At 64.9% G+C, this 13,738-nt stretch carries 17 protein-coding genes; 13 read left to right on the top strand and 4 right to left on the bottom strand.

The window, feature by feature from the left end:
• The first annotated feature begins 12 nt into the window (after positions 1–12).
• From ShzoTeo12_RS03805 to ShzoTeo12_RS03795, 3 genes are read left to right on the top strand one after another with little or no spacing between them, the layout of a single operon-like run.
• Positions 13–873 (top strand): 23S rRNA (adenine(2030)-N(6))-methyltransferase RlmJ, encoded by an 861-nt coding sequence (locus tag ShzoTeo12_RS03805; RefSeq protein WP_318911329.1) that lies wholly within the window; start codon positions 13–15, stop codon positions 871–873.
• 53 nt (positions 874–926) lie between these two features.
• Entirely contained in the window at positions 927–1,661 is a 735-nt protein-coding gene (locus ShzoTeo12_RS03800) for a ribonuclease T2 family protein (protein WP_318911328.1), read from the top strand.
• Positions 1,662–1,675: 14 nt separating this feature from the next.
• A complete protein-coding gene (locus ShzoTeo12_RS03795) occupies positions 1,676–2,266 on the top strand; it encodes a glutathione S-transferase (RefSeq protein WP_318911327.1) in 591 nt (196 codons plus the stop codon).
• Positions 2,267–2,329: 63 nt separating this feature from the next.
• On the opposite strand, the gene ShzoTeo12_RS03790 is transcribed toward ShzoTeo12_RS03795, so the two are convergent.
• A complete protein-coding gene (locus tag ShzoTeo12_RS03790; RefSeq protein ID WP_119258785.1) occupies positions 2,330–2,962 on the bottom strand; it encodes an outer membrane protein in 633 nt (210 codons plus the stop codon).
• Between the two features lie 358 nt (positions 2,963–3,320).
• Between ShzoTeo12_RS03790 and ShzoTeo12_RS03785 the strand changes: the two genes are divergently transcribed.
• The 5 genes from ShzoTeo12_RS03785 (at position 3,321) to ShzoTeo12_RS03765 (ending at position 7,650) form a co-directional block, all read left to right on the top strand.
• The gene (locus tag ShzoTeo12_RS03785; protein ID WP_318911326.1) at positions 3,321–4,085 is read left to right on the top strand and encodes an SDR family oxidoreductase; all 765 of its coding nucleotides are present in this window, start codon (positions 3,321–3,323) and stop codon (positions 4,083–4,085) included.
• Positions 4,082–6,130, top strand: coding sequence for an excinuclease ABC subunit UvrC (uvrC, locus tag ShzoTeo12_RS03780; protein ID WP_318911325.1), 2,049 nt, complete (start codon positions 4,082–4,084; stop codon positions 6,128–6,130). Before ShzoTeo12_RS03785 ends, uvrC begins: the two co-directional genes overlap by 4 nt.
• Positions 6,131–6,332: 202 nt before the next feature.
• Entirely contained in the window at positions 6,333–6,917 is a 585-nt protein-coding gene (pgsA, locus tag ShzoTeo12_RS03775; RefSeq protein WP_119258787.1) for a CDP-diacylglycerol--glycerol-3-phosphate 3-phosphatidyltransferase, read from the top strand.
• A gap of 1 nt (position 6,918) precedes the next feature.
• A complete protein-coding gene (gene moaD / locus ShzoTeo12_RS03770; protein ID WP_119258788.1) occupies positions 6,919–7,173 on the top strand; it encodes a molybdopterin converting factor subunit 1 in 255 nt (84 codons plus the stop codon).
• A gap of 3 nt (positions 7,174–7,176) precedes the next feature.
• Complete coding sequence (locus tag ShzoTeo12_RS03765; protein ID WP_313195753.1) at positions 7,177–7,650, top strand: molybdenum cofactor biosynthesis protein MoaE; 474 nt, start codon at positions 7,177–7,179, stop codon at positions 7,648–7,650.
• Positions 7,651–7,834: 184 nt separating this feature from the next.
• On the opposite strand, the gene ShzoTeo12_RS03760 is transcribed toward ShzoTeo12_RS03765, so the two are convergent.
• A complete protein-coding gene (locus tag ShzoTeo12_RS03760) occupies positions 7,835–8,731 on the bottom strand; it encodes a branched-chain amino acid ABC transporter permease (protein ID WP_318911324.1) in 897 nt (298 codons plus the stop codon).
• A gap of 64 nt (positions 8,732–8,795) precedes the next feature.
• Here ShzoTeo12_RS03760 and ShzoTeo12_RS03755 point away from each other — a divergent pair, with 64 nt between their 5' ends.
• Positions 8,796–9,350, top strand: a complete 555-nt coding sequence (locus ShzoTeo12_RS03755; protein WP_318911323.1) for a CGNR zinc finger domain-containing protein — start codon at positions 8,796–8,798, stop codon at positions 9,348–9,350.
• Positions 9,347–9,850, top strand: a complete 504-nt coding sequence (locus ShzoTeo12_RS03750) for a hypothetical protein (protein WP_318911322.1) — start codon at positions 9,347–9,349, stop codon at positions 9,848–9,850. Before ShzoTeo12_RS03755 ends, ShzoTeo12_RS03750 begins: the two co-directional genes overlap by 4 nt.
• Positions 9,851–10,100: 250 nt before the next feature.
• Here ShzoTeo12_RS03750 and ndk read toward each other — a convergent pair whose 3' ends face one another.
• On the bottom strand, positions 10,101–10,523 hold the full coding sequence (gene ndk, locus ShzoTeo12_RS03745) for a nucleoside-diphosphate kinase (RefSeq protein WP_119259171.1): 423 nt from the start codon (positions 10,521–10,523) through the stop codon (positions 10,101–10,103).
• A 104-nt stretch (positions 10,524–10,627) separates the two neighbouring features.
• Positions 10,628–11,317, bottom strand: a complete 690-nt coding sequence (locus ShzoTeo12_RS03740; protein WP_318911321.1) for a glutathione S-transferase family protein — start codon at positions 11,315–11,317, stop codon at positions 10,628–10,630.
• Positions 11,318–11,450: 133 nt separating this feature from the next.
• On the opposite strand from ShzoTeo12_RS03740, the gene ShzoTeo12_RS03735 reads away from it, so the two are divergent.
• The 3 genes from ShzoTeo12_RS03735 (at position 11,451) to ShzoTeo12_RS03725 (ending at position 13,710) form a co-directional block, all read left to right on the top strand.
• The gene (locus ShzoTeo12_RS03735) at positions 11,451–11,960 is read left to right on the top strand and encodes a DinB family protein (protein WP_318911320.1); all 510 of its coding nucleotides are present in this window, start codon (positions 11,451–11,453) and stop codon (positions 11,958–11,960) included.
• A gap of 198 nt (positions 11,961–12,158) precedes the next feature.
• Positions 12,159–12,440, top strand: a complete 282-nt coding sequence (locus tag ShzoTeo12_RS03730; RefSeq protein ID WP_162911552.1) for a hypothetical protein — start codon at positions 12,159–12,161, stop codon at positions 12,438–12,440.
• Between the two features lie 187 nt (positions 12,441–12,627).
• A complete protein-coding gene (locus ShzoTeo12_RS03725) occupies positions 12,628–13,710 on the top strand; it encodes a GGDEF domain-containing protein (protein ID WP_318911319.1) in 1,083 nt (360 codons plus the stop codon).
• The last annotated feature ends 28 nt before the right edge of the window (positions 13,711–13,738 follow it).

Below are 13,738 nucleotides of genomic sequence, written 5' to 3'. Positions count from 1 at the left end.
GGGCCTTGCTCCATGAACTACCGCCACATCTACCATGCCGGCAATTTCGCAGACGTGCTGAAACATGCCGTGCTCGCCCGCCTCGTCACCTATATGCAGGGCAAGGACAAGGCCTTCCGCGTGCTCGATACCCATGCCGGCATCGGGCTCTACGACCTTTCCAGCGAGGAGGCGCAGAAGACCGGCGAGTGGCGCGACGGCATCGGCCGGCTGCTGGAAGGCGACATGCCGCCGGCGGTGGCCGCCATCCTTGAACCTTATCTCAAGGTCATTCAGGAACTGAATCCGCAAGGCGGGCTAACCCATTATCCCGGCTCGCCAAAACTTGCCCGCATGCTGCTCCGCCCGCAGGACCGGCTTTCGGCCATGGAGCTGCATCCGGACGATTACGAGACCCTGCACCGCCTCTTCGACGGCGATTTCCAGAGCCGCATCACCCATCTCGACGGCTGGCTTTCGCTCGGCGCGCATCTGCCGCCGAAGGAAAAGCGCGGCATCGTGCTGGTCGACCCGCCTTTCGAGATCGAGGGCGAATACGAGCGGATGGTCGAGGGGCTGGAAAAGGCCGTGCGCCGCTTTGCCGGCGGGGTCTATTGCCTGTGGTATCCGCTGAAGAAGAACGCGCCGATCGCCGCCTTCCACAAGGCGCTGAAGGAGACGGGCATTGCCAAGATGCTCTGCGCCGAGCTTACCGTGAAGAGCGACCGGGAGACGACGGGATTGACCGGCTCCGGCCTCATCGTCGTCAACCCGCCCTTCACGCTGAAGCAGGAGCTCGACGTGCTGCTGCCCTTCCTCAAGGAGCGGCTGGCGCAGGATCGTTTCGCTTCGGCGCGCGCTTTCTGGCTTGCGGGAGAAGCGAAGGCCTCTTGACCTTTGGCGTTCGGCGGCAACAATCGCGCGCCGAACCGGGAGACCTTCATGACATGCTTGCCCGCGGCCGCGCCATGATGCGGCGGCCCTCCTCCATCCTCGTCCCGCTGCTCCTCGCCGGCATGGCCGCGCTTTCCAGCTGCGGCGAGGAAAAGCCGGCCGGGAAGGCCAAGCCCGAGACGAATCATGCTGCGCCGGAAAAGCGGGCACAGGCACCGCTCGGCAAGGGCTTCGACTTCTACGTCCTCTCGCTCTCCTGGTCGCCGACCTGGTGCGCGGACAACGATGCCGGCGGCAGGACGCAGCAGTGCCGCCGCGGTGAGAACAACGGCTTCATCGTGCACGGGCTCTGGCCACAGAACGAGCGCGGCTATCCGGAATATTGCTCGACGCGGGAATCGGACCGCGTGCCGGAAAGCCTCGGGCGCACCGTTCTCGACATCATTCCCTCCATGGGCCTGGTCGGCCACGAATGGCGCAAGCATGGCAGTTGCTCGGGCCTTTCCCAGAAGGATTATTTCGCCACGGTGCGCGCCGCCTTCGAGCGCATTCGCATTCCGGCCGAGGCGGGCCGAGGCGGCCGTCGTCTTTCGCCCGACACGGTGGAAAGCGCCTTCATCGCCGCCAATCCCGGGCTCGACCCCAAGGGCATCGCCGTCACCTGCGAGGACGGCCGACTGGAGGAGGTCCGCATCTGCATGACGGCGGACCTCGCCTTCCGTACCTGTCCCGCCGTCGACCGTGCCGCCTGCCGCGCCCAGTCCATCGAACAACCGCCCATCCGCTAGAACAGGAAACGCCCATGAAGATCTTCTATTCCGATGCCTCGCCCTATTCTACCAAGGTGCGCATGGCCGCCCATTATGCCGGCCTTCCGGTCGATGCGGTCGTCGTCGACACCAATGCGAACCCGGCTGAGCTGCTGGCCGCGAATCCGCTCGGCAAGATTCCGACGCTTCTCACCGACGATGGGCTCGCCGTCTATGACAGCCGGGCGATCATGAACTATATCGACCGCCAGACGCGCGGCACGCTCTATCCGCGCAACGCCGCCAAGCGCACAGAGGTCGACGTGCTGGAGGCGACCGCCGACGGCATCTGCGACAGCCTGCTCTCCATCGTCTACGAACGCCGCACGCGGCCGGAGGACAAGGTCCACCAGCCCTGGATCGACCGCCAGTGGCAGAAAGTCGAGCGCGCGCTCGATCACCTCGAAGCCAACATGCCGTGCCTCGGCAAGAAACCGCATGCCGGCCACTTCGCTCTCGCCGCCATGCTGCGCTACATCGAGATGCGCTTCGCCGGAAAATGGCAGCGCGGCCGGCCGAAGCTGAAGCGCTACCTCACCCGCTTCGAGGCCGTCTTCCCCGACTATGCGATGTTCAAGGGCTGAGGGCACAATACAAAAAGGCCGGGCTTTCGCCCGGCCTTTCCGCATTTCCTGAGCCGTGACGGCTTAGAACTTCACGCCCATACCGACGCGGATGCTGTGGTCCTCGAAGCCGGTCTTCTGAGCGGCGCCACGGAAATTCTTCTTGCCGTAGTCGGTGTAGCGGTATTCGACGCGAGCGGTAACGTTGTCGGTGACGAAAGCTTCCACACCTGCACCGGCCGTCAGGCCGAGCATGGTCGCGTCGTCCTTGCCGGCAGCGCTCTTAACCTCGAAGTTCGAGGCCGCAACACCAGCCGTGCCGTAAACCAGAACCGGGTTCAGATCGACGCCGACGCGGCCGCGAATCGAGCCGTTGGCGCCCTGCTTGGCCTTGAAGCCGTTGGCCGAGTTATCGACACCCGAATAGTTCAGGTCGGCTTCGCCGCCATAGACCATCTGGCCGCTCTGCATGTTGTAACCGCCATAGACGCCGCCGCCGAAGCCGTGCGCGCGGTTCTTGCCCTGGCCGTTGAACTTGCCGTTCTGCCAGGTGGCGGTGCCACCGAGATAGGCGCCCGACCAGTTCTTGACGACCGGCTCGGAATATTCGGCGGCCGGAGCCTGCGGAACTTCGTCGATGGCGTCGGCAGCGTGAGCGGCCTGGAAGGCGACCATCGAAACGGTCGAAGCGACGAGGGTAGCGATAAGTGTACGCATGTTATTCTCCTTTACTAAACGACGCCCTCTCTGGGAGGCTGACGGGCGTCGTCATTTCCAATTCAGTCCCGCCCGGTTGAGGTGAAATTGAATAAAGATTGAGGAAATGAAAGAGCCAAAATATGAAATTATTGTGGCAGACACGCGGCACAAATTGGATGTGACTTTTGAACAACAGGAAATTCATTAACCATGATTTCAATCAGCGAAGAATACGGTAAAATATACTTCAAATTACTTTGAAGTCACCTCTGCGGTTAATTTTTCCGCAACCAATTTTCCGGGGGAGTTTAAGCCTGCGCAGAGATGTCTATATCTTGGGCCGGTTAATCAAATGAATCGGCAGGACGGACTTTTCTTGAAGCAGCCCTTGAAAACGGCCCTCGTGACGGGCGGCGCAAAGCGTATCGGCAAGGCCATCGTGGACGATCTCGCGGCACATGGCTTTGCCGTCGCCATCCATGCAAACAGGTCTCTGAAGGATGCCGAGGACATGGTCCGCGGGCTCGTCGGACAGGGCATCAGGGCGGCCGCGGTGCAATGCGACCTCGCAAACGGCGCGGCGACGGCGCGGCTGATGGACCGCGTCAACGACGCTCTCGGCCCGATCGACCTCCTCGTCAACAATGCCTCGCTGTTCAAGCCCGACACCGTGGAGGCCTTCGACGACGACTTGTGGGACCGGCATTTCGCCGTGCACGTTAAGGCGCCGTCGATCCTTGCGCGCGATTTCGTCCGGCAGCTTCCCGAGGAGCATGCGGGCTCGATCGTCAACATCATCGACCAGCGCGTCTGGAATCCGACGCCGCGTTACTATTCCTATACGCTCTCCAAATCCGCTCTCTGGATGGCGACGCGGACCATGGCGCAGAGCTTTGCACCGCGGGTGCGGGTCAATGCCATCGGCCCCGGCCCCTCCCTGCCGAACGAGCGCCAGGACGATGCCGCCTTTCAGGCGCAGGTGGAGGGATTGATCCTCCGCCGCGGCCCCTCACTGGAGGAATTCGGCCGCACAGTTCGCTTTTTGTTCGACACGCCGTCCATTACGGGGCAAATGATAGCGCTCGACGGCGGGCAGCATCTCGCCTGGGAAACACCCGATGTCGGGGGAATAGCGGAATGAACGGCCGGAAGGTGGAGGATGGCGGCATCCTCTATGACGAAAACGAGACCGACGAGGAAGACGAGCTTCAGGAAAGCCCGCCCGAAGGCGGCGCCGCGCCCGCCATCGCCACCCCGGGCATAGACTGGAACGAGGGCGGCGACGTGCCGGAGGGCCTCATCGGCGCCGAGCTGATCCAGGCCTTCGTCAAGCGCCTGCCGAACAGCCCCGGCGTCTACCGCATGTTCAATGCGGACGGCGACGTGCTCTATGTCGGCAAGGCGCGCAGCCTGAAGAAGCGCGTCACCAACTACGCGCAGGGCCGCGGCCATTCCAACCGCATCACGCAGATGATTCGCCTGACGGCGAACATGGAATTCGTCACCACGCGCACCGAGACCGAGGCGCTGCTGCTGGAGGCGAACCTCATCAAGCGGCTGCGCCCCCGCTTCAACGTGCTGCTGCGCGACGACAAGTCCTTCCCCTATATCCTCGTGACGGGCGACAGCCGCGCGCCGGCCATCTTCAAGCATCGCGGCGCGCGCAGCCGCAAGGGCGATTATTTCGGCCCCTTCGCCTCGGCGGGCGCGGTGGGGCGCACCATCAACTCGCTGCAGCGTGCCTTCCTCTTGCGCACCTGCACCGACAGCGTCTTCGAGACGCGCACGCGGCCGTGCCTGCTCTACCAGATCAAGCGCTGTTCCGGTCCCTGTACCCATGAGATCAGCGACCAGGACTATGCCGAACTGGTGCAGGAGGCCGAGGACTTCCTCTCCGGCAAGAGCCAGAAGGTGAAGGCCCATATGGCCGAAGCCATGAACGCGGCCGCCGAGGACCTCGATTTCGAGCGCGCCGCCGTCTATCGCGACCGGCTGGCGGCGCTTTCCCACGTCCAGAGCCATCAGGGCATCAACCCGGCCGGCGTGGAGGAGGCGGACGTCTTCGCCATCCATCACGAAGGCGGCGTCTCCTGCATCCAGGTCTTCTTCTTCCGCACCGGGCAGAACTGGGGCAACCGTGCCTATTTTCCCAAGGCCGATCCGCAGCTTACCGGGGCAGAGGTGCTGAACGCCTTCCTCGCCCAGTTCTACGACGACAAGCCCTGTCCGCGGCAGATCCTGCTCTCCGAACCGGTCGAGGAGATCGACCTGCTCTCGCAGGCGCTTTCCGAGCGCTCGGGGCACAAGGTCGCGATCTCCGTGCCGCAGCGCGGCGAGAAAAAGGACCTCGTCGACCATGTCGTGGCCAATGCCCGCGAGGCCCACGGGCGCAAGCTCGCCGAGACGGCCTCGCAGTCACGCCTGCTCGAAGGCTTCGCCGCGACCTTCAAGCTGCCTTACGTGCCGCGCCGCATCGAGATCTACGACAACTCGCATATCATGGGCACCAATGCCGTGGGTGGCATGGTGGTGGCGGGACCGGAAGGCTTCGTGAAGGGCCAGTACCGCAAGTTCAACATCAAATCGACCGACATCACGCCCGGCGACGACTTCGGCATGATGAAGGAAGTGATGACCCGGCGCTTCTCCCGTCTCATCAAGGAAGAGGGCCTGCCGGATCGCAACGCCGACCAGAGCGCGGATGCGGCGGACCTGCCCTTCCCCGCCTGGCCCGACGTCATCCTCATAGACGGCGGCCAGGGCCAGATGACGGCGGTGCGCGTCATCCTCGAAGAACTCGGCATCACCGACCAGGTGATCGCCATCGGCGTCGCCAAGGGCGCGGACCGCGAGGCGGGGCGCGAGCGCTTCTTCATGAAGGGCATCCCCGACTTCTCGCTGCCGCCGCGCGATCCGGTGCTCTATTTCGTGCAGCGCCTGCGCGACGAGGCGCACCGCTTCGCCATCGGCTCGCACCGGGCGCGGCGCAAGAAGGAGATGGTCAAGAACCCGCTCGACGAGATCGCCGGCATCGGCCCGACGCGCAAGCGCGCCCTGCTCCAGCATTTCGGCACCGCCAAGGCCGTCTCCCGTGCCGCGATGGCGGACCTGATGGCGGTCGGCGGCATTTCGGAAAGCGTCGCCCGCCTCGTCTACAACCATTTCCACGACGACGCGGCCGGCTGACGGCCGGCGCGCAGTTTCCCCGTGCCGACGAAAATGGCGGGCCGATCCGGAGAAAAGTGGAGTTTTCTTCACCGGAAACCGGGCCGCGGGGAGCGGCATTGCGCCGCCCTCCGCAAATTCGCCAAGAATTGCCGGAAACAAAGGTTGACCTTGCTGTCACAAAGACCTCATCTAGCCGTAAACTGACGAGACCGAAGAATCCATGGCTTCCCGCGCATATAGCATCCCGAACCTCCTCACCTACGGCCGCATCCTGGCCGTTCCGCTGATCGTCCTCTGCTTCTTCATCGAAGGGCGGCTGGAGTCGTCGGACTTTGCGCGGTGGACGGCCTTCTGGCTGTTCGTCGCGGCATCCATCACCGACTATCTCGACGGCTATCTCGCCCGCATCTGGAACCAGACGTCCAATATCGGCCGCATGCTGGACCCGATCGCCGACAAGCTGCTCGTCGCCTCGGTGCTGCTGCTGATGGCCGCGGACGGAACCATCGCCGGCTGGACGATCTGGGCGGCGATCATCATCCTGTGCCGCGAGATCCTCGTTTCGGGCCTGCGCGAATATCTCGCCGACCTCAAGGTGAGCGTTCCCGTGACGCGCATCGCCAAGTGGAAGACGACGATCCAGATGCTCGCCATCGGCTTCCTGCTGGCCGGCCCCGCCGGCGACAAGGTGCTGCCCTATACGACCGAGATCGGCATCGTGCTGCTCTGGGTCGCCGCCGCCATCACCATGTATACGGGCTACGACTATTTCCGCGCCGGCCTGAAGCATATCGTGGACGAGTGAGATGACGCGGCTCGTCTACTTCGCCTGGGTGCGCGAACGGATCGGCAAGGGCGAGGAAGACATCGACTTGCCGGCCTCCGTGACCACCGGCGGCGAACTCCTGCGCTATCTCAAGACGCTCGGCGAGGACTATGCCCATGCGCTTGAGCACGACAAGGTCATCCGCATCGCGATCAACCAGGAACATGTCGAGCACGACGAGCCGATTGCCGGCGCCCGGGAGATCGCCCTCTTCCCGCCGATGACGGGAGGCTGAACCGTGACCGGCCGCGCCCCGGCACCGGTCACCGTGCGCGTCCAGACGGACGATTTCGACATCGCGGCCGAGACGGCACGCCTGACGGGTGGACAGGCAGCGGCGGGCGCCATCGTGACCTTCACGGGCCTCTGCCGTGACGAGGGCGGACGGCTTTCCGCGCTGGAACTGGAGCATTATCCGGGCATGGCGGAAGCCGAGATCGGCCGCATCTGCCATGAGGCCGTCGAACGCTTCTCCCTCCTCGGCATCGCCGCCATCCACCGCGTCGGCAGGATCGCGCCTGGCGAAAACATCGTTCTCGTCATCGCCGCCGCACCGCACCGCCACGCCGCCTTCGACGGTGCCTCCTTCGTCATGGATTACCTGAAGACTTCCGCCCCGTTCTGGAAGAAGGAGCACTTTTCCGACGGAAGCGAAGGCGGCTGGGTCGATGCCAAGGAGAGCGACGACCGGGCGCGGGGGAAGTGGTCCTAGCGGGACGGTTGCCGTCGTGACGGCGGATGAGTCCTCGAACCAAACCCGAGGACGACGCAAGAAGGAAGACCCTACAATCGAGGCTCTTCACTCTTGCTGCACCGTTCGATGGTCGGGCGACCTTTCCTTCCCCCTCCGTCATCCTTGGACTCGACCCGAGGACCCACAGCCCGCGGCACGCCCGCTACGGCACCAGCCTCTCCCGCCGGAAGATCACCAGCAGCAGCACCAGCCCGGAAAAGATCACCAGATCCCGCCAGAGAAACGCGCCATAGGCGCTCCAGACGGTTTCGGCCAGGCCCATCGCGGCCCCGCCGAGCGCGGAGCGGAGCGGCGCCCCTGCCCCGCCGATGGCGGCGATGAAGAGCACCTTGACGCCGAAGACCATGGCGGCGCCGAAATCCATGTTTCCATAGTAGGAGACGGCGAGGATGCCGGTGATGCTGGCGATCAGCGCCGCCGCGGCATAGGCCGTCAGGAAGATCGCGCCCGCATCGACGCCGCAGAGCGCCGCCGCCGCGCGGTCCTGCGACACCGCTCGCCAGCGCCGGCCCCAGGCCGAGCGGACGAGGAAGGTGTGGCCGACGGCGACGATGGCCACCATGGCGGCCGTGTTGACGAGCTGCAGGACGGTCAGCACCACGGGAAAGCCGGGATTGTCCCAGAAGACGACGCGTGTGCCGAGCAGCGGCGGCAGCCAGAGGCTTTTCGTATCGGAGGCGAGCCGCGCCGTCTCCATCAGCACCAGCACGATGCCGAGCGCGGCGACCACGACCGTATTGTCCGAGGAAAAGGCGAGCGGCCGCATGACGTGGCGCCCGATGAGGATGCCGGCGCCGACGCCGTAGAGCAGCGCGGCGGCCGCGCCGAAGGCGAGCGCGGCTGGCAGGACCAGCCAGAGCCGCGTCCAGCCGACACTCGCGAAAAGCACGAACATCTGCGCCGCGAAGGCGAAGAGTGCGCCATAGGCCACATCCGCCCGGCGCGTGACCGCGAAGGCGATGGAATAGCCGAAGGCGAGCGCCGCATAGAGCGCGGCCACGGGCGCGGCATTGGCGATCTGCTGGAGAAAGTAGGCCATGGCGGCTCCCGCAATTTTTCAGAATTATAACTGGTAAAATTGCCTTTACCAGTTAGAATATCACATGACCTTTTCCTGGACCCCGCATCGCTTTTCCGGTGGCGTGCTTGCGCTCGATGTCGCCAATTCCGTTGTCCTGCGCGCCGATCCCGAACGCCGGATCGACCGTTTCGCCGATCCGGCGGTGATGGATGCCTTTGCCGCCGGCGCGAACCGGCATGGGGCGGAGCGCGCCCTCTTCGGCCCGCTGGAGCCCGTTGCCCCGGAGGCGCGCGCGGGGCTGGTCAGGCTTCGCGAGGCGATAGACCGGCATTTTCGCGCCGAGGTGGCGACCGGCACAAGGCCGGCGCTGCTCGCCGATCTGCTGGAGGCGGCGGCCGCGACGCTGCGCCTTTCGGGCGAAAGGCCGCAGGCGCTCGATACCGCGACGGCGCGCTCGGCCGTGCTGCTGATCGCCCGGCCGGAGCCGGAGCGGCTGAAGATCTGCCCGAACTGCGGGTGGCTTTTCCTCGACCGCAGCCGCAACCGCTCGCGCGCCTGGTGCGACATGGCGGTCTGCGGCAACCGCGCGAAGGCGAGCCGGCATTACCGCCGCAATCGCGGGGAGGAGCGGCCATGAGGAAATATCTGGCGATCCTGCTGCCGCTTGCCCTTGCGCTCGCCGCCTGCCAACGCGAGACGGGCGGCGATCCCTTGAAGCTGACGGGCAAGATGTTCGTCTTCAACTACCGCCTCGCCTATGCGACCTATCTCGTCACACTGGAGCAAATGACGCCCCTGCCCGACGGCACCGTCGTCAAGGCGGAATTCGAGAACCCGGCGGGCGGCGCGGCGCTGACGCTGGAGCGCAGGATCTTTCCCAACCTGCCGAAGGTGGTGCTGGAAAGCCCGGACGTGACCTGCGTGAAGAAGGCGCGGCCTTACAAGGTCACCATCGCGGTGGTGGGGCCGGACGGCGGCACCCTGCAATCCATCGAAACGCAGGTGACGTCGAGCGCCGACCAGAGCATCCTGCCGGCAAAGGCCCTCGTCGTCGGCCCCGGCTACGACAAGAATCCCGAGGTCTTCAAGGACGGCAAGGCACCCGCGCATTTCGAAATGGCGAAGTGTGCCAAGTAAAGCGGTCCTTCGGCCACGGCTCCATAGGGCCGATAGAATCCTGAAACCTCTTCTCCGTCATGCTCGGGTTTGACCCGAGCATCCATCGATTGGTGTGGCATGGACTCTCGGCTCAAGGCCGGGGGTGACGCCGGTGGGCGGGGCGTACTCTCGGGGTGGAAAGGGGCTCCACAAACGAAAGAACCGGAGCCTTGCGGCCCCGGTTCCCGAGTCATTTCAAAGGTTTCCGGCCCGAGCCGGACAAACCGATTCAGCCGACGATTTCGGTGTCGGAGAACCAGTACTTGATTTCCTGGGCAGCGGTTTCCGGAGCATCCGAGCCGTGGACCGAGTTTTCGCCGATCGACAGGGCGTGCGTCTTGCGGATGGTGCCTTCGTCGGCATTGGCCGGGTTGGTGGCGCCCATGACTTCGCGGTTCTTGAGGATCGCGTTCTCGCCTTCGAGAACCTGGACGATCGTCGGGCCGGAGGTCATGCCTTCGACGAGTTCGCCGAAGAACGGACGTTCCTTGTGAACGGCGTAGAAGCCTTCGGCTTCGCGGCGGCTCATCCAGACGCGCTTGGAAGCAACGACGCGGAGGCCCGCATCTTCAAGCATCTTGGTGATGGCGCCGGTCAGGTTGCGCTTCGTCGCGTCCGGCTTGATCATCGAAAAGGTGCGTTCAATCGCCATTTTCCCGTTTCCCTTGGTTTTCCGGTGAAAGTGGCGGTTCCATAGCCGCCAACGCCCCGCAAAACAAGAGGGTGGCAGCTTTTGCCGGTCCGGGCCTCAAACTTTCATGCAGCCGTCACACGATGGCCGGCACCGCCGTGAAGGTCGAGGCAGCGGGCGAACCAGAGCGCGACGGGGTCGTCCTCCTCCAGCACCTTCGTGCCCGCCGTCGTGCGCAGCCATTGCAGCGCGCCGAAGACGATATAGTCGGCAAAGAGCGGTCCCTCCCCGCCGATGAAGGGCTGCACCTTCAGCATGTTGCGCAGGGGCTGGAGCCTTTTCGCAAAGCCTTCGATCTCCGCCGCGCCGGCGGCGGCGATGTCCTCCAGCGAGGCGCCGAGCCGCGCCTCACGGCTGCGGCGGAAATAGGCCCGATCGTCCGGCCCGAGCATGTCGTGGATATCGAGGATGGCGATACGGGTGACGGCCATGTGCAGGGTCGACTGTGACCAGGTCTCGATGAAGCGGGCCATCGCCCGGCCGCCCTCCCCGCCGAACAGGGTCGGCCGGTCGGGATAGGCCTCGTCCAGATAGACCGCGATGTCGAAGCTGTCGCGCACCAGCCGGTCGCCGTCGCGCAGCACCGGCACCGTCGTCGTGCTGCCGCCCTCGATAGCCGGGATCTCGGTGAAGCCCACCGGCACCGTCTCGTAATCGAGCCCCTTGTGGGCCAGCGACATCACCGTCTTCCAGACATGGGGCGAAAACTGGCGGGCCTTGTCCGCGCCGGCGAGCGCGTAGAGCAGTCGTGTCATGGCAACCTCCTCGATCGATCCGGCCGCATAGGAGCGCAGCGCGGCACCCGGCGCAAATCAGATAATTTCATGGATGGCATTCACGCGCGATATCGCAGGCCGGTCTATAGTCCGGCAAACCACGGAGACAACGATGCTCGACCACTATCGCATGTATGCCGCCTACAATGGCTGGGCCAACCGCCTCGTCTATGCGGAGACCGCCAAGCTCGACGATTCCGACTATCGCAAGAATCTCGGCGCCTTCTTCGGCTCGCTGCACGGCACGCTGAACCACCTGCTTGCCGCCGACCGAATCTGGATGAAGCGCTTCACCGGAGAAGGCGCCGCGCCCAGCCGGCTGGACGCCATCCTGCACGAGGACCTGGCAAGCCTTACGGCCGCGAGGGAGACGGAAGACGCCCGGCTTGCCGCCTTCGTCGATTCGCTGACGGAGGAACGGATCGCAGCGGATTTCACCTATAGCCCGATCACCAATCCTTCGGTCGTCACTCATTCTCTGCGTGCGGCGCTGACCCATGTCTTCAACCACCAGACCCATCATCGCGGCCAGTGCCACGCCATGTTGACGGCGCTCGGCGGGCCGAGCCTGTCGCTCGACCTCATCTACTTCCTGCGGACGGAGGGAACGGAATTCCTATAAATTTTAGGGTGAATGACATCTTCCTGTTCCTGCAACAGTAGTGATACAGTCGAGGAGTATGGAAGCGCTCGACACCGATTTGGGGGCTGTACCGCCCTGTCACCCAGGTGACAGGCACGGGCGATCGGTGATGGGATAGTCGCTGCCATTGGGGCCAATGCCGAACGGCACGCGCCTCGCCCGGAGAGAGGAAATACAATGGCAAGAACGAACGAAGAGTGGGCAGCCCTGCTCGGCAGTACGCTTTGCAAGATGGCCCGCGTTTACGGCACGGACGCCCCGAACGCCTACCTGCCGGAAGAATGCTATCCGGTGATCGAAAAGACATTCGACGTCGCGCTGGACGAGGCGCGGGCCGAGGGCTACGCCGCCGCCATGCGGGAATTGCAAAACAGGACGTTGCGCGCCAACAATGCGCGGCGCCCGACGGTGATCAGCCAGATGATGCGGGTGATCCCGCTCGCCCGGCGCACGGCCTGACCGTCCGCAGGTTGTGGCGGGCGGGGCGCCTGCCCATCGCCCGCCGGACAGCCACGTCCCTGACATTCGTCAAGTGCGGTCGAATCCTTGGTTCAGCACACGCAAAATTAACCGCGCAATCCGATAGTTACGCCGACAGATCCCAGCGGGCAGGCCTCCGCCGCCCGCGCCTACCTTACGGCGTTTCATGACCAGCAAGGCACAACCCGCCCCCAAGGACGCGCAGTCCCCCGTACCGCCGATCATGGCGCGCATCGCCCATGTCATGGCCAGCCTCGGCATTGCCGCGCTGCCGCGCAACTACGAGCTTCTCTTCGAGGCGCTGAACGGCAATGCGGGCGTTTCGCGCGAGATCGCGGCGCTGGGCAAGGCGCCCGAGCAATCGGCCCTCGATTCCATCGCGCTGCGCCATTCGCTGCCGAGCCACAATGTGCTCGCCGCCGGCCAGGCTGCGGGCGAAGCCGTGCGCCTGCTCACGGAAATCTCGAAGACGACGGAGGAAAACCAGCGCCAGCGCGCCGCCGCCGTGCTGGAACTCGAGGAGATCGCCGCGCGCATGAACCGCGACCCGGTGCTCGGCATTTCGGATTTTTCGGGCGACGCGGTGCGCCTGCTCTCGCTGGTGCAGGACATCCTCGGCGCCGACAGGGCCGCCTCTGCGCGCATCGACGACCTCCAGAACCATCTCGACGGCCTGCGCTCCGGCCTTTCCGTCAGCCGCGCGGCACTGACGCACGATCCGGTGACGGGCCTTGCCAATCACGCCGCCCTGATCGGCCGCCTGAAGGACTTCTTCCAGAAAGAGGCCGGCGAGAGCACCTCCGCGCTCCTCCTCTTCCGCGTCGAGCAGTTGAAGGAATTCGCTGAGACGCATCCGGCGGGCGCGGCGGAAAAGACACTGAAGCGGCTTGCCGCCATCTTCCGCCAGTCGGTGAAGAAGCACGATTTCGTCGCCCGCACCGGCCCGGACCTCTTCTGCCTCCTCCTCAGCGATGTCAGCCGCGAGATCGCCGTCACCATCGCCCGGCGCATCGCGGTGCGGGTCGCCGAAAAGCCGTTTCCCTTCATGGACCGCGAATTGCCGGCCGGCTTCCTGACGCTGACGGCCGGGGTCTCGCTGAGCGATTCGGCAAGCTCGCCCACCATGCTCTACGAGCAGGCGGAACAGGCGCTCGCCTATGCGGCGGAAAGCGGCATTGCGCTGCGCATCTATTCGGCCGAGGTGTCCGAGCGGGCGGGCCGGCTCTACCGGGCGGGCGCCGCAGGCTGAGCCACTTCCCTTTTGAGGTTTTCCCGGC

The sequence above is a fragment of the Shinella zoogloeoides genome (genome assembly GCF_033705735.1).
Lineage (GTDB): Bacteria > Pseudomonadota > Alphaproteobacteria > Rhizobiales > Rhizobiaceae > Shinella > Shinella zoogloeoides_A.
The sequence above is the reverse complement of the archived record's forward strand: the minus strand, read 5'-3'. Positions and strand labels throughout refer to the sequence as shown.